Annotated in this window: 15 protein-coding genes and 2 pseudogenes; 8 read left to right on the top strand and 9 right to left on the bottom strand. The window is 55.9% G+C overall.

Going from position 1 to position 21572, the window contains the following annotated elements; all coding sequences use genetic code 11:
- A complete protein-coding gene (locus HU739_RS13975; protein ID WP_186552195.1) occupies positions 1-369 on the top strand; it encodes a glyoxalase superfamily protein in 369 nt (122 codons plus the stop codon).
- Positions 370-447: 78 nt separating this feature from the next.
- Here the strand turns inward: HU739_RS13975 and HU739_RS13970 are convergent, their stop codons facing one another.
- Positions 448-813: a DUF6124 family protein gene (locus HU739_RS13970; RefSeq protein WP_186552194.1), complete on the bottom strand. Its 366-nt coding sequence runs from the start codon at positions 811-813 to the stop codon at positions 448-450.
- Between the two features lie 474 nt (positions 814-1287).
- Entirely contained in the window at positions 1288-2304 is a 1017-nt protein-coding gene (gene gliR, locus HU739_RS13965; RefSeq protein ID WP_186552193.1) for an AraC family transcriptional regulator GliR, read from the bottom strand.
- Between the two features lie 189 nt (positions 2305-2493).
- Between gliR and HU739_RS13960 the strand changes: the two genes are divergently transcribed.
- Genes HU739_RS13960 through HU739_RS13950 form a run of 3 tightly spaced genes read left to right on the top strand, consistent with a single transcriptional unit; the run spans position 2494 to position 7246 of the window.
- Positions 2494-4098 (top strand): FAD-binding oxidoreductase, encoded by a 1605-nt coding sequence (locus tag HU739_RS13960; protein ID WP_186552192.1) that lies wholly within the window; start codon positions 2494-2496, stop codon positions 4096-4098.
- Entirely contained in the window at positions 4095-5690 is a 1596-nt protein-coding gene (locus HU739_RS13955) for a glycerol-3-phosphate dehydrogenase/oxidase (RefSeq protein WP_186552191.1), read from the top strand. The genes HU739_RS13960 and HU739_RS13955 overlap by 4 nt, the downstream gene beginning before the upstream one ends.
- The gene (locus HU739_RS13950) at positions 5687-7246 is read left to right on the top strand and encodes an FGGY-family carbohydrate kinase (RefSeq protein ID WP_186552190.1); all 1560 of its coding nucleotides are present in this window, start codon (positions 5687-5689) and stop codon (positions 7244-7246) included. The genes HU739_RS13955 and HU739_RS13950 overlap by 4 nt, the downstream gene beginning before the upstream one ends.
- 337 nt (positions 7247-7583) lie before the next feature.
- On the opposite strand, the pseudogene HU739_RS27040 reads toward HU739_RS13950, so the two are convergent.
- A pseudogene (locus HU739_RS27040) lies at positions 7584-8180 on the bottom strand (methyl-accepting chemotaxis protein); the annotation flags it as partial.
- A 309-nt stretch (positions 8181-8489) separates the two neighbouring features.
- A pseudogene (locus tag HU739_RS27030) lies at positions 8490-9470 on the bottom strand (methyl-accepting chemotaxis protein); the annotation flags it as partial.
- A gap of 284 nt (positions 9471-9754) precedes the next feature.
- Here HU739_RS27030 and pmrG point away from each other — a divergent pair.
- Together pmrG and HU739_RS13935 are read left to right on the top strand one after the other, a co-directional pair.
- Positions 9755-10426: a lipopolysaccharide core heptose(II)-phosphate phosphatase PmrG gene (gene pmrG / locus HU739_RS13940; protein ID WP_186547375.1), complete on the top strand. Its 672-nt coding sequence runs from the start codon at positions 9755-9757 to the stop codon at positions 10424-10426.
- Complete coding sequence (locus HU739_RS13935) at positions 10423-11244, top strand: phosphatase PAP2 family protein (protein ID WP_186547374.1); 822 nt, start codon at positions 10423-10425, stop codon at positions 11242-11244. Before pmrG ends, HU739_RS13935 begins: the two co-directional genes overlap by 4 nt.
- A gap of 28 nt (positions 11245-11272) precedes the next feature.
- Here HU739_RS13935 and rimJ read toward each other — a convergent pair whose 3' ends face one another.
- From rimJ to HU739_RS13915, 4 genes are all read right to left on the bottom strand, one after another.
- Positions 11273-11860, bottom strand: coding sequence for a ribosomal protein S5-alanine N-acetyltransferase (gene rimJ / locus HU739_RS13930; protein WP_186547373.1), 588 nt, complete (start codon positions 11858-11860; stop codon positions 11273-11275).
- A gap of 237 nt (positions 11861-12097) precedes the next feature.
- Positions 12098-12946 (bottom strand): hypothetical protein, encoded by an 849-nt coding sequence (locus HU739_RS13925; protein ID WP_186547372.1) that lies wholly within the window; start codon positions 12944-12946, stop codon positions 12098-12100.
- A gap of 562 nt (positions 12947-13508) precedes the next feature.
- Entirely contained in the window at positions 13509-15464 is a 1956-nt protein-coding gene (locus tag HU739_RS13920; protein ID WP_186547371.1) for a DUF262 domain-containing protein, read from the bottom strand.
- Positions 15461-16936: a DUF262 domain-containing protein gene (locus HU739_RS13915; RefSeq protein WP_186547370.1), complete on the bottom strand. Its 1476-nt coding sequence runs from the start codon at positions 16934-16936 to the stop codon at positions 15461-15463. Before HU739_RS13915 ends, HU739_RS13920 begins: the two co-directional genes overlap by 4 nt.
- A 733-nt stretch (positions 16937-17669) precedes the next feature.
- On the opposite strand from HU739_RS13915, the gene HU739_RS13910 reads away from it, so the two are divergent.
- Positions 17670-18998, top strand: a complete 1329-nt coding sequence (locus tag HU739_RS13910; protein WP_202884241.1) for a class I SAM-dependent methyltransferase — start codon at positions 17670-17672, stop codon at positions 18996-18998.
- Between the two features lie 3 nt (positions 18999-19001).
- On the top strand, positions 19002-20150 hold the full coding sequence (locus HU739_RS13905) for a hypothetical protein (RefSeq protein ID WP_186547369.1): 1149 nt from the start codon (positions 19002-19004) through the stop codon (positions 20148-20150).
- A gap of 61 nt (positions 20151-20211) precedes the next feature.
- On the opposite strand, the gene HU739_RS13900 is transcribed toward HU739_RS13905, so the two are convergent.
- On the bottom strand, positions 20212-21489 hold the full coding sequence (locus HU739_RS13900; RefSeq protein ID WP_186547368.1) for an HNH endonuclease: 1278 nt from the start codon (positions 21487-21489) through the stop codon (positions 20212-20214).
- Positions 21490-21572 lie beyond the last annotated feature (83 nt).

The following is a 21572-nucleotide window of genomic DNA, read 5'->3' as shown; positions in this document are numbered from 1 at the left end:
ATGAGCTTGGGCAAAACCACCCCGATCCTGCGGATCTTCGATGAGGCCAAGGCTGTCGAGTTCTACGTCGATTTTCTCGGTTTCACGATCGACTGGCAGCATCGCTTCGAAGCGAATTTTCCGCTGTATCTGCAGGTGTCGCGGGGTGAGTGTGTGTTGCATTTGTCCGAGCATCACGGCGATGCGTGCCCGGGTTCGGCGCTGCGTATCGAGACCGATGAACTGGAAGTGTTTCAGCAACAGTTGATTGCCAAGAACTACACGTTTTCGCACCCGCAGATTCAGGCGATGCCGTGGGGCAGCCAGGACATGACCATTTCCGATCCGTTTGGCAATCGGTTGGTGTTTACCAATGCGATCAGTCTTTGAGCTGAAGGCCCGATAGTTCGCTTACCGCGCCGAAACAGCCCGCAAGCCATCTATCGAAATCGCTTGCGGGCCTTCACCTCATTCCGTCGGCACCAACCGATCCAACACCCGATTCACTGCCATCTCCGCGACCATCACAATCTGCGCAATGCCCTGCAACGTCTTGCGCGGCGAGCCGTCCACCAGCCCTGCCTGATTGTTGAGCATCACCGTTGCTGACCCCAGCGTTTCGCAGGCATCGGCCAGCAGCGATTCGTTGTCGGCGTCGGGATTGGCCATGTACAGCGTATTGGGTGTGTAGGGTGGAGCCATGAATTCAGCGCTGGACGTGCCGAGGTAATGGTCGAGGGCGCGGTCGGCGGCTTCGTGGAATTTCTTTGAGTCGGGGGACTCGTAGGGGGATGCCGGGTCGGTGGTTGGCGGGTTTGGGGTTACTTTGAACATATCCAGATCCTCATTTTGGCTGGCCACCGCTTCCCTACTAAAGGAAATGGAGGCAGCTGTGCGCAGGTTAGTAGACCGGGGATCTGGGAAACCGGCGCGCCCGAAGGCGCCCTGCGCACAGCCACCATAAAGTTCAGGCGAGACCTGACTGTCTGATGAGCTATGCACCCCAAATATTCCGGGCTACTAAACCCGATCACTGATGGCAGTGACGCAATCACAGTAGCGGTGAGGTTTGAGGCGCACAAGCCGGCGGATTCTGGCGCAGGCGTGGGCAGCGGCGCAAGGAATTGTGGGTGGTTTCGCGGAATGCCGGTGCGGTTTAAACGGATGTGGCAAAGCTTGTTTAAACGGTGTAGCGGCTGGCCTCATCGCGAGCAGGCTCACTCCTACAGTTGATCTCGGTGAACGCGAATTTTGCGTACGCCGCAAAACCTTGTAGGAGTGAGCCTGCTCGCGATAGGGCCCGCACATTCACCGCCGATTCCGCAGCCGAAACTCCCCCGGCGGCATCCCGCACCAGCTCTTGAACGTGCGATGAAACGAGCGCGGTTCGGTAAAACCGAGATATTGCGCGATGTCCTGAATCGGCAACGTACTGTTGAGCAAATAATGCTCGGCCAGTTCCTGACGCAGCTCATCGAGAATCTGCTGATACGACGTCCCGACCTGCTGCAATTGCCGCTGCAACGTCCGCACCGAAACGCAAAGCTGTTCGGCCACTTGCTCCTTGCGCGGCAGGCCTTCCTTGAGTAATCCGCGCAAGATGTTTTTCACTTGCTCTCCAAGCGATGCATCTTCCAGCGTCGCCAGCAAACCCATCGCGTGTTCTTCCAGCGTTCGCAGCAATTGTGCATCGGCCTGGCGCAGCGGCAACTGCAAATAAGCCAGCGGCACCACCAGCGCCGAATACGCCTGATCGAACAGCACCGGGCAACCGAAAAACGCCTCGTACTCTGCCAGCAACAACTCATTCGGTCGCGGATGCTCCAGCCACACGCAGGCCGGCGACAGCTGTGTGTCGGCGATCCAGCGCGCGTAGTGCAGCCACGAACCGAGCACGTTTTCCACCAGATGCCGACGAATCCGGGGCCGCTCGTAGCGGCAGGTCCAGATCAGATGAACGTGATCGCCTTGCACCTCGGCGCGGCTGACGCCCATGTCGCCGACCAGTTTTTCGAACGGCATGATCCGGCTCATCGCATCGCCCAACGTCGCGCAATTCATGGTGATGTAACCGAGCACACTCCAGGAATTGGGCAGGACGAAATTTGCCGCATGCAGCCCGAACAACGGATCGCCCGAGTGCTCGCAGAAATAATCCAGCAAGCGCTCATGAGCCTCACCCGGCAGACGCAGGGTGTTGTCGTTCAGTTGCTGCGCGTCCAACCCGGCCGCCGCCAACGCAGGCTCGATGGCCATGCCCAACTGTTCGGCATGGCGCAGGTATTTGAGCAGCGGCGGAACGGAGGTGAAGCCGAGCGATGGCATGTTCGCGGTCCTTTGATCGACGGCGCTTTGGTGAATGAGTGCCCGCAAGGTAAGTGGATTGGCCGGCGAAAGTAAATGGCCTGACGTCTGGCGCCATTCGCTACAGGATCTGGCCGGATGCGACCGTGACAGATCCCCAGCGCTGACTAGTATGCAAGCTTGATCCAACGGCAGAAAAAGGACACACGCATGCGACGCTGGAACGGCTGGGGAGAGGCAGGCACGGTGGTCGAAATGCCGGCCCAGGGCACGACATTTCTCCATGAGCGCTTGGGCGCTGGCCACGCGTTGCCCGACGCCACACTGGAAGCGGCATTGGCGCAAGTGCCGACCTCGCGTCTGGTGCCACATCGTCTGTACAGCGTCGATACCCACGATCGCCTGCTGCACGCGCGCGGCCAGAGCCTGCCGGATTGGCTGGCGTTGCGCGAAGGCGCGCTGGGCACTTATCCCGATGCCGTGGCCTTTCCCGAAACCGCCGAACAGATCCGCCAATTGCTGGCACTCGCCCATGACCAGGACCTCTGCCTGATTCCCTACGGCGGCGGCACGTCGGTGGCCGGGCACATCAACCCGCCGAACTCCACGCGCCCGGTGCTGACGGTGTCGCTGGCGCGGATGAATCGCCTGACCGACCTCGACGAACAGAGCCTGCTGGCGACGTTCGGCCCCGGTGCGGCCGGGCCGCAAGTGGAAAGCCAGTTGCGCGCACGCGGCTACACGCTCGGGCATTTTCCCCAGTCGTGGGAGCTGTCGACGCTTGGTGGTTGGGTGGCCAGTCGTTCCAGTGGCCAGCAGTCGTTGCGCTATGGGCGGATCGAGCAGTTGTTTGCCGGCGGTACTCTGGAAACGTTCGCCGGGCCTCTGCAGATTGCAACGTTCCCCGCGTCGGCGGCAGGTCCCGATCTGCGTGAAGTGGTGCTGGGATGCGAAGGCCGTTTCGGGATCATTTCCGAAGTCAAAGTGCGGGTCAGCGCGTTGCCGGCGGGCGAGCGTTTCTACGGTGTCTTCCTGCCCGACTGGGCGCAGGCGCTACGGGCGATCCGGCAACTGGCGCAGGCGCGCGTGCCGCTGTCGATGCTGCGCCTGTCGAACGCGGTGGAAACCGAAACGCAACTGGCGCTGGCCGGCCATCCGCAGCAGATCGCCTGGCTGGAAAAGTACCTCAAGCTACGCGGCGCCGGTGACGGCAAATGCCTGCTGACCTTCGGCGTGACCGGCAATCGCCAGCAAAACGCACTGTCGTTGAAACAGGCGCGCCAGCATCTGAAAGCGTTCGGCGGTGTGTTCACCGGCACGCTGCTCGGCAAGAAGTGGGCGCAGAATCGCTTCCGTTTTCCCTACCTGCGCGAGAACCTGTGGAATGCCGGTTACGTCGTCGATACGCTGGAAACCGCTACCGACTGGAGCAACGTTGATCACCTGCTCAGGCTGATCGAAAACAGTCTGCGCGACGCCTTGGCCGCCGAGGGCGAGCGCGTGCATGTATTCACCCATCTGTCCCACGTCTACGGCGAAGGCTCGAGCATTTACACCACCTACGTGTTTCGCCCGGCGGCGGACTATGCCGCGACGCTGGCGCGTTGGCAGGCGCTCAAACACGCGGCCAGCCAGACCATCGTCGACAACCACGGCACCATCAGTCATCAACACGGCGTCGGCAAGGATCACGCGCCGTATCTGCTGCGCGAAAAAGGCCCGCTGGCGATGCAGACCTTGCAGGCGCTGAGCGAGCATTTTGATCCGGCCGGGCGCCTCAATCCCGGCACGTTATTGCCAGAGTCACGGCGATGAATGCCGACTGGAACGCGCAGTGGCGCGAGCAGATTCTGCCGACGCTGGCGGATGAAATCTGGGATGTGATCGTCATCGGCGGCGGTATCAGCGGCGCCGGGATTGTCTGTGAAGCGGCGCGCCGGGGCTGGCGTTGTCTGCTGCTGGAGCAGCGTGATTTTGCCTGGGGCACTTCGAGTCGATCATCGAAAATGGTCCACGGCGGTTTGCGTTACATCGCCAAGGGCCAGTGGCGGCTGACCCGCGATTCGGTGCGCGAGCGCCAGCGCTTGCTTGACGAAGCGCCGGGGCTGGTGGAGCCGATGAGTTTCATGATGCCGCACTATCGCGGCGGCTTTCCCGGGCGGCGCGTCATGGGCGGCTTGCTCTCGGTGTACGACGCCTTGGCCGGGCGCCGTAATCATCGTTTTCACGACGCGCAGCAACTGCGTTTTCTCGCCCCGGGGGCGAAGGAAAACGGTTTGCTCGGCGGCAGCTGTTTTGTCGATGCACTGACCGATGATGCGCGGCTGGTGATGCGCGTATTGCGCGAGGCTAGAGCCGATGGCGCATTCATCGTCAATGGAGTGCGGGTCACGCAACTGCTGCGTGACGGCGGGCGAGTGAGTGGGGTTCAGGTCGAAGATGGCGAGGGCGGCGCGACGCTGCAATTGCGCTCTGGCGTGCTGGCCGTGGCTACCGGCGCGTGGGCTGAGCGCTTGCGGCCAACCGAGGCACCACGGCAATTGCGACCGTTGCGCGGCAGTCATTTGTTGCTGCCCGGTTGGCGTCTTCCGGTGGCTCAGGCGTTCACGTTTCTGCATGAGCGCGACCGGCGGCCGGTGTTTGTTTTTCCGTGGGAAGGCGCGACGGTGGTTGGCACCACGGACCTGGATCACCGTGAAGATCTCGACCAGAGCGCGCGCATTTCCAGTGAAGAAGTCGACTATCTGCTTGCCGCGTGCCGGCAGCAATTTCCAGGTGCAGAAGTGGGCGTTGATGATGTGCTTTCGACCTGGTCTGGCGTGCGTCCGGTGGTCGGTCGTGCAGCAGCTGCGCATCAGGACAAACCGTCAAACGAAACCCGCGAACATGTGCTGTGGCAGGAGCCGGGTTGCGTGACGTTGGCCGGCGGCAAACTGACCACGTTTCGTCCGCAAGCGATTGAAGTGCTCAAGGCCTGCGCGGCAATGTTGGGGCGTTCCTTTGTCGATGACGGCGCTCCGGTATTCGCCGCTGTGCAGCCGCTGACAATTCCGGGGCTGAGTACGAGTCAATGGCGACGGTTGGCCGGGCGTCACGGTCGAGACCTGCCGAGGCTGGCGCAATTACTGGCCGAACTTGGTCAGGAAACGGTCGGCGCCACCGACACGTTGTGGGCAGAACTGGCGTTCGCCTGCGAGGCGGAAATGGTTGTGCATCTGGATGATTTGTTGTTGCGGCGAACCCGGTTGGGCCTGTTGCTGCCGCGCGGTGGCGAGGATTATTTCCCTGCGATCCGCACGCTCTGCCAGCCGCGATTGGCCTGGGACGATGAACGCTGGCAAGGGGAGATTCAGCGTTATCGTTTGCTGTGGCTGCGCGATCATGGCTTGCCGGAGATCACGCCATGACGGAGAAAAAGTACCTGCTGGCCATCGATAACGGCACCCAGAGCGTGCGCGCGTTGCTCTTCGATCTGCAGGGCAATCTGCTCGGCAAAGGCAAAGTCGATCTGCAGGCGTATTACTCGACCCAGCCCGGTTGGGCCGAGCAGGATCCGGAGTATTACTGGGCGAAACTCGGCGAGGCCTGTCAGCAACTCTGGCAGCAGACCGGCATCGACCCTGCGCAGATTGCCGGCGTGTCCCTCACCACCCAGCGCGGCACCGTGATCAATGTCGATGCCGAGGGCAAGCCGCTGCGCCCGGCGATCATCTGGCTCGATCAACGCCAGACTGAAGTCGAGGGCGGCATCAAAGGGCCGTGGGGGTGGCTGTTCAAACTGGTCGGCGCCAACGCGACGGTGGATTATTTTCGCGCCCAGGCCGAAGCCAACTGGATCGCCCGCCATCAGCCTGAAGTGTGGGCGGCGACCGACAAGTTTTTGCTGCTCTCGGGTTTTCTCACCCATCGCCTCTGCGGGCACTTCGTCGATTCGGTCGGCTGCTGCGTCGGCTATCTGCCATTCGACTTCAAACGGCTGAAATGGGCCGCGCCGACTGACTGGAAATGGCAGGCGTTGGCGGTGCGTCCAGAGCAGTTACCGACCCTGCACAAACCCGGCGAAACCCTCGGCCACATCACGGCCGAAGCCGCCAGGCACACCGGCATTCCCGAAGGCCTTCCGTTAATTGCCGCAGGTGCGGACAAGGCCTGCGAAGTGATCGGCTCCGGCGTGGTCGATGCGAGCACCGTGTGCCTGTCCTACGGCACCACCGCGACCATCACCAGCACCCGCTCACGCTACCTGGAAATCGTCCCGCTGATCCCGCCGTATCCCTCGGCCGTGCCGGATCAGTACAACTGCGAAGTGATGATCTATCGCGGTTACTGGATGGTCAGTTGGTTTAAAAATGAATTCGGCTTGCGCGAAATGCAGCAGGCGAAAGAGCAGGGCATCGAACCGGAGCAACTGTTCGACGCACTGGTTAACGCCGTGCCGCCGGGCTCGATGGGTTTGATGCTGCAGCCGTACTGGTCGCCAGGCATCCGCGAGCCGGGCGTGGAAGCCAAAGGCGCGATGATCGGCTTCGGCGACGTGCACACCCGCGCGCATATCTATCGGGCGATTCTCGAAGGCTTGGCGTATGCGCTGCGTCAAGGCATGGAGAACATCGAAAGGCGTTCGAAAGTCTCGATCAAGCGCCTGCGCGTGGCTGGCGGCGGCTCGCAAAGTGATGCCGCGATGCAGCTGACCGCCAATATTTTCGGCCTGCCGGCAGAGCGGCCGCATGTCTATGAAGCGTCAGGGTTGGGCGCGGCGATTTGCTGTGCGGTGGGGTTGGGAATGCACAGGGATTTTCCATCGGCCATTGCGGCGATGACTCGCGTCGGTGCGGTCTTCAATCCACAACCCGAGGCGCAGAAGATCTACGAGCAACTGTACAAAGACGTCTATCTGCGCATGTATCGACAGCTCAAACCGCTGTACCAAAGCATCCGCAAAATCACCGGGTATCCCGCGTAAAAAAGCACACCACGAATCCCCTGTAGGAGTGAGCCTGCTCGCGAACGCGGAGTGTCAGGCACCGTTGATTTTGCTGAACCACCGCTTTCGCGAGCAGGCTCACTCCCACAGGGTTTTGCGGTTTGATCAAAATCCGGAGTGCCACACAAATCCAGTGTGGGAGCGGGGTTGCTCGCGAATACGGAGTGTCAGCCAACCTTGATTTGATTGACTAACCGCCATCGCGAGCAGGCTCACTCCAAGGGTTCCGAGGTGTTCACACATGTTGTGTTCGACCTGGACCCTGTAGGAGTGAGCCTGCTCGCGATTGTTTTTCAGCCTCAGCGCAAGACGAACATCAAACGCGGAAGTGGCTGACCATCTGCTGCAACTGACCACCCAGACGCGCAAGTTCAACACTCGACGCAGCAGTCTCATCACTCGCCGCTGCGGTCTGCTCGGACACGTCGCGTACGTTGATGATGCTGCGGCTGATCTCTTCGGCCACGGCGCTTTGCTGTTCGGCGGCGGCAGCAATCTGCTGGTTCATCGACTGGATATTCGACACCGTGCGGGTGATGTTCTCCAGCGATACGCCAGCCTTGCGCGTCAGGGCGACGCTGCTGTCGGTCAGCGCGCGGCTGTTGTTCATCACCGCCGAAACTTGCTGGGTGCCGTTCTGCAGACCGGCGACCAGACCTTCGATTTCCTCGGTGGATTTCTGCGTACGCTGGGCCAGGCCACGCACTTCGTCAGCCACCACGGCAAAACCACGACCGGCTTCACCGGCACGCGCCGCTTCAATCGCGGCGTTGAGCGCGAGCAGGTTGGTCTGTTCGGCAACTGCCTTGATCACGTCCATGACGCTGCCGATCTTGTCGCTTTCCTGTTGGAGCACGCTCATCGCTTCGGTCGAACGCACCACTTCGCTGGCCAGACGCTCGATCTGCGCAATGGCTTCGTTCACCACCTTGTCACCTTCACGGGCTTCGCCATCCGCAGCAGCGGCGGCTTGCGAGGCTTCTTCGGCGTTGCGCGCGACTTCCTGCACGGTGGCAGTCATCTCGTGCATGGCGGTGGCGACCTGATCGGTCTCGATCTTCTGGCTGTTCACGCCGGCGCTGGTCTGCTCGGTCACGGCCGACAGCTCTTCGGCGGCGCTGGCAATCTGAGTGACGCCATCGCGAATGCCGCTGATCAAGTCACGCAGGGTCACGCCCATGCGCGCAATGCCTTGTTGCAGCACGCCGAGTTCGTCACGACGGGTGACGGTGACGTTCTGGGTCAGGTCGCCGCTGGCGATGCGTTCGACCACGGCCAGGGTTTCGCGCAACGGACGGGTGATCTGACGGGTGATGATCACGGCAGCAATGATGCCCACCAGCAGCGCCAGCAATGTGCTGATCAACTGGAAGGTGCGCGCCTGGGCGCTTTCAGCGTCACGACGATCAAGCTGAATCTGGTACAGCTGCTCGCTCAGGGCGACGATCGTGGTGCCTTGATCGGTCATTTCCTTACGCGCCTGCACGGCCTCGGTGTTGGCGTTCTTGTACGCCATCAACGCGCTGCGATAGCTGGTCAGCGCGGTTTCCAATTGGCGCAACGCGTCTTGTTGAGTCGCGGCAAATTGCGCATTCAGCGGTTTGAGGCTGGCGATGGCCGCGTCAATCTGGCCGACGGCTTTCTGTTCGGTGTCGGCATTGCTGGTCGCGGTGTAACCACGCACTTCATAGCGCGCGAGGATGAACGCTTCCTTCGCCGCAGTGACGGCCTGGAACTGCTCGAAACGCTGATCGCTCAACTCCATTTGCTGCACACGCTGGCTGATCGATTCGATCAGGTTGTACGCGGTCTGGGCGTTGGCACTCATGGTGTCGCGCGCGCTGTTGCCGGTGCGATAGGCGTTGCGCATTTTATTCAGCGAGGTCTGGTATTCAGCGATGGTCGCCGCCTGCTGCTTGAGCAGTTTGACGTTTTCCGGGCTCTTGAATTTGCTGATCAGCGCCTGCTGCTGAGCAGCAAAGCCTTCAAGGGTGGTTTGCACGTTCTGCGCGGCGGTTTCATCGCCGTTGGTCAGCATGTACTGCAGACGCACTACGCGCAGTTTGGTCAGCCCGGAGTTGAGCTGAGTGATGTCGCTCATCCAGTTGCTGCGGTCGATCAGGCCACCGAGGCTGGTCCAGCCGGTCAGCGCCAGGATGCAGGTCAGGGCCAGAACCAGGCCGAAGCCCAGGCCGAGTTTCATGTTCACACTGATGTTACCGAACCAGCTATTCATGCAAATCCTCCAGAAACGTTGGGTTTCTTGTCGTCGGTTAGGCTGGAAGATTGTTGTTCTTTTGAGCCAGCAGGGGTGTTAGCAGGTCTGTATCGGCCGCAAATCCGAGAGCTGAAAGGTTTTTGTCGGATGGCGTTCATAGCAGCCCATCCCAAGAACTTTTTCACATGGCTTTCACTGGCTGACCACGCGCGTCTGCGTACCTTCGCCGCATCGAATGACCTGCAAAGCAAAGTGGCGAGGCGGTTTTTGTGGAATTGAGACTGAGTCTGTTTGGCATCAAACGCTCGATCGACCTGAGCGGTCTGGCGCGTTTTCGCGATACATGGGTGGTGCTGGCGGCATCAATACTGGTCATCCCGCTGACCCTGTGGTTGCTGGCGCCCAACGCAGTGCCGGACCTGGCCCATGGCAATGTGGCCGGCGCGCAAGCGTTGGCGACGGGGTGGGCCAAAGGCGAGATGATTGTGCTGGTGCGCCACGTCGAGCGTTGCGATCACTCCAAAGCTGCGTGCCTGAGTGGCAATGACGGCATCACCGACCGCTCGCGCAGTGTCGCGGTGGCAGTCGGCGCCCGGTTCGAGCAACTGGGCCTGGCCAACGCTGACATCTATAACAGCCCGTCAATGCGCACGGTGCAGACGGCCGGTTACATGTTCAACCACGCCGCCAGTGGCGACGACTGGCTGATCAACTGCAGAGGCCGCATGCTGCAGGATGCGCTGGCCCACAAGATCCCCGGACGCAACCTGATTCTGGTGACCCACAGCGAGTGCATGGCGCAGATCGAGAAAGACCTCAAGGCGCCGGCCTCGAACATGGGTTACGGCTCGTCATTGTTTGTCTCCGCTGCCGACCCGGCGGCTCCGAAGATGCTCGGCTTCATCGAAGCCTCCGACTGGCGCACGGTAACTACCCAATGAAATCCCGTTTCTACGCGTATAACGTCGGCATTCCGTTGGTCTGTGCGGCCGTCGTGTTTCTGATGTTCGACATGACCCGAATCGACATCGCCTTCAGCAATTTACTGTTCGACCCGCTCACGCAAACCTTCCCGATCGACAAAATCCATTTTTTCGAAAAACTGACCCACAAATGGGCACGGATCATTCCGAACTGGACGGCAGAAATCGCCTTGATCGGCGCGATGCTGTCGCTGGTCTGGCCACTGGTCAATCCGCACAAACGCCCGCGACTTGGCGCCTTTCTGGAACGCAATAAAGTCGCGCCCGTGCTGCGCTTTACCGCAAATCACCGTAGGGATTTTTTCTTTGTCGTGGTCGCGTTCGCACTCTGCACGGGCGTGATCCACTTCCTCAAATCCCACACCAGCGTTTACTGCCCGATCGAAACCACGTTGTACGGCGGGAAAATGCCTCACATCGAGTGGTACAGCAATTTCCAACTGTTCCATGAAGCCGGGAGTGGCCGCTGCTGGCCGGGCGGCCATGCGTCGGGCGGTTTCACCATGCTGGCGCTGTACTTCGTGGCGCGACGTTATCAGTGGCGTTTTTCCAGTGCGATCCTGTGGGGCTCGCTGCTGCTGGGTTTGATCTATGGCACCACCCGCGTCCTGCAGGGCTGGCACTACATGTCCCACACGTTCTGGGCGGGAATCTTCGTATGGCTGAGCTGTTTGCTGACGGCGTTGGCCTTCTACGGACGCGCGCGGTTGGAGCTGCCGGTAGTGAACAAGCGCACACAGAAAGTCTTTAGCGCTCAGCCTGAAGTCTTGCTCTGAACGCGTTCAGAAAAACATGAATTAAACGTCAGCTCAGGCGCCGCGACCAACGCTGATCCGGCGCCTCGAACCCGGAATTGACCAGCGCCGTCAGCACATGATCCTGCCAGCGCCCGGCAATGTTCAGATAATCCTTTGCGTAACCCTCACGCTCAAAGCCCAGGCGCTCAAGCAACCGCGCACTGCGCTCATTGCCAGGAATGTAATTGGCCATGATCCGGTGCAGGTTCTGCGTATCGAACATATATCCAATCCCCGCCTCCAGCGCCTCCTGCATTAAACGTTGGCCCTGATGGGCCTCATCGATGTGATACCCCAAATAACACGCCTGAAACGCCCCGCGAATGATCCCGCTGAAATTGCAGGCGCCGATCATTTGTTGGCCGTCCGGCGTTAGCAGCGCGAAATGCATGGCCAGGCCTGCTTCGAAGGCACTGGCCTGGATCTCGAGGCGACGGCGGATGTTGGCGGTGGAGAAGTAATCGGTAGTGCGAATGGGGGACCAAGGGGCGAGGTGGCGCAGGTTGCGTTGGTAAAACGCGGTTTCCAGCTCGGCTTGATCGGGGGAGAGGATGGCCAGTGTCAGGCGGGGGCAGGGCAGGGATAACAGCGGCATCGAGCGATCCTTGGCGAGGGGGATGCTGGCAGGGTCGCGCAAATGGTGGGGGGCGGCAAGGTGCGGGGAATGAAGGGCGAAAAAAAGCCCGCTAGGAGCGCGGGCGAACCGTAGTTTCTTGAATGAGCGAGTGGACTTTACAGGCTGGCCGGGCTGGGCGCAGTGAAGAAAAATTCATCTCGCTTCAGCCTGTTTAGTGGGCGCCCCACAATTTTCATTCAGCTCGTAATGAAAATATCAGCGCCCATACAGCACCGTATTCATCAACGCATTGACCTGATTTGGCATCGTGTGGATCAACCAGTCGAACGCGAGACCCGAGGCGAGCAGGTACGCGAGAACCAGCAAGATCGGCATGAAAATGATGTTTTTGCGCAGATTGGCGTACTTACGGGTTTTTCTGGAAAGCCATGGTTCGTGAGTGCCATTGTTATTGGCATGAGCACCCGCAACGATGAAGTAGGTTGAAAAAAACATCATGCGAAAGCTGGTATAGATAAACAGCATTACGCCTATCAGGTGTAGCAAGAACCAGTGCATGTCTAGCAAGACAAAATATTTTTTTATCCCCGTCAGGCCCTGCTCATTGATGATCTGCTGGCTGTACTGAAAGTTTTGCGGCGCCAGAGTAGGCGTAAAGGCTTCGTCGGTGATGAAGGTGGCGGCCACGCAGAATGCCAAGGAAAAAAACAGCGCAACGACCCACTGACTGCCCGCGAAGAAGCCCCGGTAAAGGCTATGCAGCGTTCCTCCAGCCCACAGTGAAATAGTGAACAGCGTGATCCAGGAAAGCAGGTTGAGTATTTCAACCCTGAAAAACAGATAAATGAGCCCGGCAATTACCATCATCATCCAGATGACCGGGGTCATATCTTGGTTTGTGCTTGCGGCGTTCACGCCCGGCGGTGGATTTACCACCGTGTTGAAGGTCAGGTTTACAGAATGGCCTGGTTGATGGGCGGATTGTGGTGCGCTGCCTTTCAGGAATCGATCCAGAATGGCGCCCAGAAACAGGCCGAGGATAGTGAAGAAAAGCGATATGTAGATATCGACTTCCTTGGATTGAATTGTTTCGATGAAGCTCATGTTTTGTCGCCTTCCTTGTGCAGGTTGAGTATTCCATGTGCCAACCGGTTTTCTCTGCGAGGCATCCAGCCAGCCGCGGGATGGTAAAGGGATGGCTGTGGTTTGGCTATCTTCGGGGTTTTTTTCGGGGCTGTGTTGGGTGGTGCTTGGGGGTGCGACGCTTGTGGATGGGTATGACCGTTCTAGTCAGGGAATCGGGTGTTGCGGTTCCAAAGGGCAGGTGCGACGAAGCCCGCACTTGGCGGGCTTCGTCGTGGAGTGTTGGGCCGGGGTAATTTGAATTCGTTCAGTAAGATATTGATTTATAACATTAATATCTGTTTTTATTTTTAGTTGGAATACCAATTGGAATACTGCACTCCACTTGACCACCCATTTGCTTCGATCTGACCACCGATTGCATCGGAGTTGACCAGCATGCTTCGTAATCATGATAGGCAGAGAACGCCCGAAGCGGACATCCCTGTGGCAAGCTTAGTGTGAGATTACGTCGTCTATATCACGAACTTCGCCCAGTCCCTCCCCAGTGATGCGTTCGGTCATGTGGGACCGGGCGCAGTCTTTAGGTCCCCGTCGCGTCATAGTGCTCCTTGATCAGCACTAACATCTGCGCCTGGTGCCGGTTGATAGCAGGCGCATCCCATTCCATCTCGGCTTTGCCACTGAAGATGTGAGCAAGTTTGAGCGAGTCGTAACGGGGCTTGCCCTTGAAGTCTTCTCGCTTCTTACCGACGCGCTGGTTGCTATAGGACGAGTTTTCGCCAGGACTCAGCAGCACCAGGTTGCCAAAGCTGTCGAGGTGAACCTTAGCCAACTCAACGCCAAACTCCTCCCGCTGGGGATGGACATGCTCCACAGAGTTCTTCGAGGTGATTCGGTAGGCCGCCAGCTTGGACGCGTCAAAGAAACCGAAGCGGCTGCGCTCTCGCCAGAGAATGTATTCCAGTTTCTGGAACCAGTAATGCTCGAAGCGAGTGCCGTTGGGCTCGTTCAAGTCATCGATAACTGTGTCGATGCCCCGCATGGCGAAGTCGTGACCGGCCAACAGCGCAAAACTGGCTTCCTTCTGACTGTCTTCGGCCAGCGACAGTTGATTGTCAATGCGCTCCAGCAGCGCCACGACCTGCGCTTGCGTCTTTGCCTCGCCAGCCACCAACGCCCCGAGAAACGGCGTCAACCAATACTGCGCGCTTCGCTCGCCGGTGAAGTTTCGCACACTCTGCAACTGGCTCAGGTCGCTGCTTTCCAGCCGGGTGCGGACAAGCCGCCAGCCGTTGTCGGAGCGGCTTCGGCTGACGCTGGTTTGACGCAGATTCCATACCTGGCTGTCAGCCTCCGGCAGCCATTTTACTACCCACAGGTCGAACTGATAACGCACCGCCCACAGGCATTCGATGAAGGTCTTAGCCTGTCTTTCGGTGGCGTGGGCGATGAAGTCGGCAAAGTAGTCGTTGAGCCGACTGTCATGCAGGCGCACCTCGACATCGTCCTGGCTGTGCTCCTTGAGATAGATGCGGTAGGCGTGCATCAGCAGGAGGCCAAAACTGATAATCGGGCGACAATAACGTACGGGCTCTTGCCGTGCTTTGGACTCGTCCGATTCGACCACTGACAGTTTGGCTAACTGTGCAATAGTCTTACCCTGCACATCCCCGGCGGGGACGCGTTTGAGAGGGAAGGTCGTCACACAATGCCTGGCCAGGTCATCCTGTTTCAGGCGTTTCCAATCCGCATCCGAAAAGACCTTGCGCAGATTGCGCTCGAAGAAATCTTCCATGTTCTCACAGGACTGCCAGATAGCATCGAAGCGCAGCTTCTGCGTCTCGATCACAGCCAGCAGACGGGATTTGAGAATGTCACTGTGCTCCAACTGCACGCCGCTGTTATTCATGGTCGAAAACAGTCGGTTCAGGTCCATGCCCGGGGGCATGATGTTGTTCACCCATCGCACCTTCGCATACAGGTACTCGGCCACCTCGGCCAGATACGTCTCCCCCCGCTGGCTGCGCAAAGCGCCCAACCGATCGGCAAGCGCCTTGCGGGCAGCGGACAAGTGCTTGATGTAAGCTTCATCCGACTCAGAGGCCCTGCCCGTATTTTCCTCGGCATCAAGCCCGGCCCACGCCGCAAACAGTCGCTGCACTTCGTCACGAATGGCAAAGGTCAGCCGGGGCTGCTTGTTCCATACGATGAACTTCGCCAGGGCGTTGTCGGGCACCACCGCCGTCAGCGCGAGGGCAAGCAGCATCAAGGTGGTCATGCGCTGCTGACCGTCGATCACTTCATAGAGAGTATGGGGGTGTCCTGAGTCGCGTGGGGTGACGGCGGACGTCAATACCGTGCCGATATAGTAATGCGGCGCGTCGGTGTCGCAGGCCACCATGATCTGCTCCAACAGACCGACAACATCCTCGCTCGGCCAGACATAAGGACGTTGGTAGCTGGGGACGACCAGGGTAATCTCTGCAGCGCACAACAAGGCTGGCGCCTGGACATAGGAACGGACACTGGTACTCATTGCACACCTTCCTGGCTGGAGGAGAGTTTCTCGAGCATGCGGTTGATGACATGCTTGAGTTCACCATCAAAGTCCGTCTGAAGCGCTTCGCCCGGCTTGCTCGATCCCATCGAAAAGTACGCCTGCACAGTACGCACGAACCGGTACTTCACACTATTCTCATCCAGTCGCTCGGCAATGGAATAACTGAACCTCTGCAAGATTTCAATCAGCTCGTCATGGGTGTAGCTGTAGGCGATCCAGTCCAACACCGGATTGTGCTTGGCAAAGCTCTGCGCTGTGCTTTCACGCACGGCCTTTTCATTGCTCAACCGCGGCGAGAAAATCACCCTGAACAACCAGCACGCCGCCTCCAACAGCCCTTGTCGACCAAACTGGCTGACATACAGCAACACCGCACAGTCAAATAGCTTGCGTAAAAATTCGCTTCCGTTGGCCTTAACCACCAACTCGTCGTACAGCTGATGAAAAGACGCAAGGCTGTCGTCATCACGCCTGATCAATACCGTCCGACGCAGTTCATGGAAATAATCGAAGTAGTGAATGGCATTGGTACCGGCATTGATTGGCTGACGCATCGCATATCCACTGTCCACCTGCAAAGCCTGGCCCTGGCCAAAATGGCTGACCCGCGCGGTGCGATACGCCATATCTAGGCCCTGCCCGGTGCGCTCGGCCAACTCCGCGACGATCTCCTCACGCATCTGCAGTGGCTGGCGGTGGCTCGAGAGACTGCGCCACTTCAGGTGTTGCCAGTGACGCGCCTTCATCAACGCATCCATCGTGTCGTCCAGCTTGCCCCAGGCCTCCCAGCGCCGCGCGTGCTTGTCCTGCTCTTGCCGCGACACCCCGCGCAAGTGATGAGCCTTGAGGATCGCTGGGCCGTCCAGTCGGACCCCGCCGGTGTTCTGCGTCTCGAAAAAGCGGTAGGCGTCATCTTCACTGCGGGTGACGACCAAGGTGATGTTCATCCGCGAGAAGTCCACCGATGGCAACGGCTGTTGCTCAAGCCAGCGCAGATTGCCCAGGGCGCGGGTCTGGGACTCTGGAGAGGCCAATTCGATGCCTTGGGCGAGATCTCGTTGCTTCAGCACATGTGCCAGCAATGCCAGGGTAATCAGGCGCTGCTGGCCATCTATGATGTTCAAGACGTCGGTGCGCATTCTTGTCGGGCGCGATTGGTGGACGATGATGCTACCCAGGTAGAAGTCGTGCTCAGGCGGTGTTGCACCGGTAGGCGGTGAGAAGTATTCGGTGAGATCGTTCAGTAGGCGTTGCAGATGTTTGATCTGCCAGCGGTAAGGGCGCTGGTATTCGGGGATGGTCAACCGGCCTTCTATGTGGCGGTCGTCGCTGCCGCGGATCGACTGGCCGCCTAGCAAGGTGGCAACGGAGGTGCTGGCTACGACGATATCGGGGGTGACGAGGCCGCTTAGCAGCGTTTGAACTTCGTCCTTGAGGGGCTGCGTCATGTGTAGCGTTTTTTCCTGAAGTTGGCGGAGCTTGCGAGCAGAGTAGAGTGACAAATTTCATCCCGAGTGATGGCTTTATGATGTCATTGAGGCGAGGTGGAAACAAGCGAATGACGCTGTAGGGGAGGAGGCCGCCAGCAAAGGCCAACTAACGTCGACGACTATTCCGGGGTGCTGTGCTTTCTGACTATGCGATTGGGCCCATTTGTCAGTATTTGCCTTTGTCCGACTTCGGTCAGGGAACCGGGCTGCACCGAGTTCCTTGGGCTATGGCGGGTAGAGTGCTTCCGGATAAGTTATGCGTTAGGAAAGCCTCCAAGACGATCGTGCTTCAGGCCTGACGTGTAGTTTAGGCCTGATCGCGAATCGAACAAATCTTGGACCTACGCGGAAAGACCTCCTGGAATCATGCGTTTTTTGCATTGGCATTGTGAGTTAGGTCGTGTAATGTTACATAACTAACATCGGTAGTCGGGCGAAAAAATGAGCATTGGCAGCAGTGGGCGGATTGTCATAGAAATTGATCCGTCTTTTAAACGAGAGCTATATTCGGCCCTCGCCAGAGACGCAAAAACTCTTAAAGAGTGGTTTTTAGAGTCTGCTCAAACGTATGTGGAAATTAGTAGATCGTCCGGATCAGACAACCTTAAATGCGTTAATGTTGATTTCGTTCACTCTGATCTAATCACAAAATTGAATCGTGATACGAAGAAAATAGTGAGCGGAGATGATAATGAGTGATCTTCTTCAGTTGGGTAATGAGTTCGGTCAAACTAAATTGGTGTTCGATGAGGTCCGCTCTCTCTCAGGACAGAAGTCAGGTGCAAAAAAACTTGATCTAGGCGTAACATTCAAAGACAGTCTTAAGCAGGGGGCATTCGGATGGTATCCTTATGTTGAAGGTTTTTCTGCAAATTATATAACGGAAATATTAGAAAGGTTCCAGCCACGCAATGTGTATGATCCCTTTGGCGGCTCTGGTACAACATGTTTGGCGGCATCCAAATTTGGGATAGCTTCCTATTATAGTGAAATAAATCCATTTATGGCTTTTGTTACCGAGACTAAAGTAAATGGATCTATTTGGGCTAAGTCCCATCAAGAAGATTTTCATGCGGTGTGCCAAGATTTCATAGGCAAAATTTGCTCTAGTGATTTTGAAAGACTGGCAAGGGGCGTTGATCTTTCTGGGTATCAAAGCGCGTTTCCAAATAGAGATTTTTTTGAGCTGAAAGATATTCAAGAGCTACTTTATGCGCGGAACATCGCTTCGGAGTATGGTCAGACTTACACTTATGCAAAAGACCTGCTAATTCTTGCGTGTGCCTCCAATACCGTTAGATCGTCTAACATGACGCGTCGAGCGGATCTCCGGCGTCGCAGGCCGGACGAATATAAAAATAGAGTCGTGAATGTCAGAGAGTTTATTGTTGATAGCGTGCAGCGTATGCTCGACGACGTAATCATGATGCCAGACGAGTTAGTGTCAACAGTAAAAGTTTCCGAAAATGCGATGAGCATCCCAGAGGATTTCGAAGGTAAGTTTGAATTTGCTTTGACATCCCCTCCGTATTTGAATGGGACCAATTATTTTAGAAACACAAAAATTGAGCTTTGGCTTGCTGGTTTTATAAGTGGTGAAAAAGAACTTTCTGCATTTAATAAGCAGGCCATTACAGCGGGAATCAATAACGTTACAAAAAACAAGCCTGAAGATTTAAGGTTTGCCAGTGTTGAGTTAGTTGTAGAGAGGCTTCTAATTGTCGCCACTGATAGTCGTATCCCGAGATTGGTGCGGCATTATTTTTCCGATATGTATCAAATGTTTTTACAAGTGTTTAAAGGGCTTAGGCCTGGTGCTAAATTTGTCTTGGATATAGGTGATTCTAAGTTTTACGGTGTTCATGTGCAAACTGATCGTTTATTGATTGATGTTGCTATTTCGGCTGGGTTTGAAGTTGAAAGCGAAACGGTAATAGCAAGACGGCACTCCCGCGACAAGTCAGAGCTTAAACAAGTGGAGATTGTGTTTTCAAAGCCAGTGTTGCCGGTTGGGATGTAAAAAGTGATAAATAAAGAAAAATCTTTGTTTGAGGCGGCAGCTCGGTTTCATCAGGATATGCCGTTTCAAAAAGAACCATTTCTGAAGAGGAACTGGGGGCATGGCTTGCATTCACTATGTTCTTACCAAGGCAAGCTAAAGCCAGCAATGGCTCATTGGTTAGTGAAAGAATTTGTTCCGGAAGGCGGGCGGTTATTGGATTTGCTCGGCGGTGTGGGTACGTTACCGTTTGAAGCCGCACTACAGGGGCGTGAAGCAGTTTCAAATGATAAAAGTCCATTTCCAGCAAAAATCGCTGCAGCAAAACTGGCGCCGCCGCCCTTAGATGAGGCACTTCGTACTTGGCAGAGTCTGTGGCTTGAAATTGAAAAAGTTGAACTTGCCACTTCTGATATAACAGCCGCAAATTTTGGGTTAAACGGCAAGGTGCATGAGTATTACCACCCTGAAACGTTGAAAGAGATTTTGAAAGCCAGGCGGCTCTTTCTGAACAAAACAAATTTCAATAAAGCAGAAAACTTTGCATGGGCGTCACTTTTACATGTGCTGCACGGCAACAGGCCTTATGCGTTATCTAGAACTTCACATCCTATTACTCCATTTAGTCCGACAGGAGATTTTGTATACAAAAGTGTCTATGAGAAAGTAAAAGATAAGATTACGTTGGCTTTGAAAAAACCATTGCCCGACAATTTTACTCCAGGCATTGGATTGCATGGGGACTTTAGGGCTCTGGATGCTAGTAGTACAGGTTTGTTTGACACAATTATTACTTCGCCACCTTTTTTAGGTATGAGGTTTGATCGCCCGAATTGGTTAAGACTTTGGTTCTGTGGTTGGAATGAAACGGATTTTCATGAGACGAGCTTAGGGTTTCTCGAGCGTCAACAGGCCAACTCTTCCGAGTGTTATGCTGATTTAGTGGATAAGGCGGCTGAACTGCTAAAGCCATCTGGAGTGCTTATAATTCACATAGGTAGTGGCGATGAAAAGGGAAGAAGGTTGGATGTCGATATCGCAAATCTTGCATTGTCCAAATTCAATCTTGTGTATGAGATAAAAGAAGATGTTAGGAGGGCGGAAAAACACGGGATCAAAGATAAAGGAATGACGAAATACAATCACTTACTTTTCTATGTGAAGGCTAGTTGAAAGAGTGAGAGCGATGGTAGGTGCTCTGGAGCAGAGCACTACCATCGCTGTTCGCGATGAGCTACTCGGAGTCGTTATCCATAGGGCGTTGCAAGTATTCGGTTTCAAGGTATTGATAGAGAGTTATATCCTGTTTCTGCATTATTTCAATTAAGCTAACTTCTGGTTTTAGCTCAATTACTTTGCGAGCAATTGCGAAAAAAGTTCGTGGCTCCCAACCGCGTGCGAATCTGGGTAAGTCTGAGGTCATACGAATCAGCTCTGACTCGTTAATGGATTTTTTGTTAAGTGCAACTTCAGAAAGTCCGGTTATTTCGGAAAGGCGTCGTATTTGTGCTGATGTATAAAAGTCGACAGGGAATTTGTCTTTTTTTTCGTTATTACATACAGAGCAGAGGCATGTTGCGAATTCATCTATCGGCCATAGGTATGCTAGTGGCCGAGTATGATCAAGATGAAATCCATCTAACGCTACAGGGGTTGCGCACCTAAAACACTTCTTTTCGAAACGCTCCCAAACTTGACTGCGTAAACCAGCGCCGGTCCGCTCTTTGATTTCTTGAAGACGTTCTGGTTCTCGTAAAAAAATCTTTCGCTCTCGTGTAATTACCGATGATTCATGAAGTTGATCTGGTGTGCGTGTATGGTTTAAATTATCGTTAATTCTCCATTTTTTACAAGCGCGACACTCATTTTGGTGTAAGGATTTTTTCTTGTTATGTTTGTGAAAAGCTAGTACTCCCAAGTTATTAGGGTCGATAGGGAGTTGCCTCCCGCAGTACGAGCATTTTTTGAGATGTATAGTTCTGCCATCGCTTAAATTGAAATGGGTGGATTCAGTTGATTCGATATCCATATCAATGGCGGTGATATGATGAAGGTAAAAAGTCTCTGGGATTATGTGATACGAGGCAGTTTGAGAGGCGTCCTGATGAGCCTCACCGTCGATTGAAGATAGTGGGCAGCCGCTAGTGAAGCCCCAGAAATCTATTTTTATCTCGTGCTGCCAACTTAATGTGATTTTTAATACTAGTCCGTGGATATCAGTAATTAAGTCACCAACCCGCATCCAGCTGTTTCCAAGCTCTAAGTAACTTGTTTTTTTAAGTCCTCGATCATCAATGACATCTACCCTAAGAGTTACTGGGTGACTTGCAGCTAAATAGCCTCCCCAGGCTTGCAGAGTACTTGTTTTTTTTTGGATTAAGTTAGAAAGTGTTAATTTATGGGGGCCGGGCCCTATTACGTTAATGCTTTTGGTTATTTCCTCGAAAACCTCTTGGTAATCTCTTGCGGATTTATAGTTGTCATCTCTTGATTGTGTTGCTAAACGACGCATTTACTTTCCTTAAGCGTGGTGCTCAATGGCACAGTTCCTGGGTTATGTAAGCGTTGACAGATGCGCTGTACAAATTTGCACTT

This window comes from Pseudomonas hamedanensis (assembly GCF_014268595.2).
GTDB lineage: Bacteria > Pseudomonadota > Gammaproteobacteria > Pseudomonadales > Pseudomonadaceae > Aquipseudomonas > Aquipseudomonas hamedanensis.
This window is presented reverse-complemented; position numbering and strand designations above follow the sequence as displayed.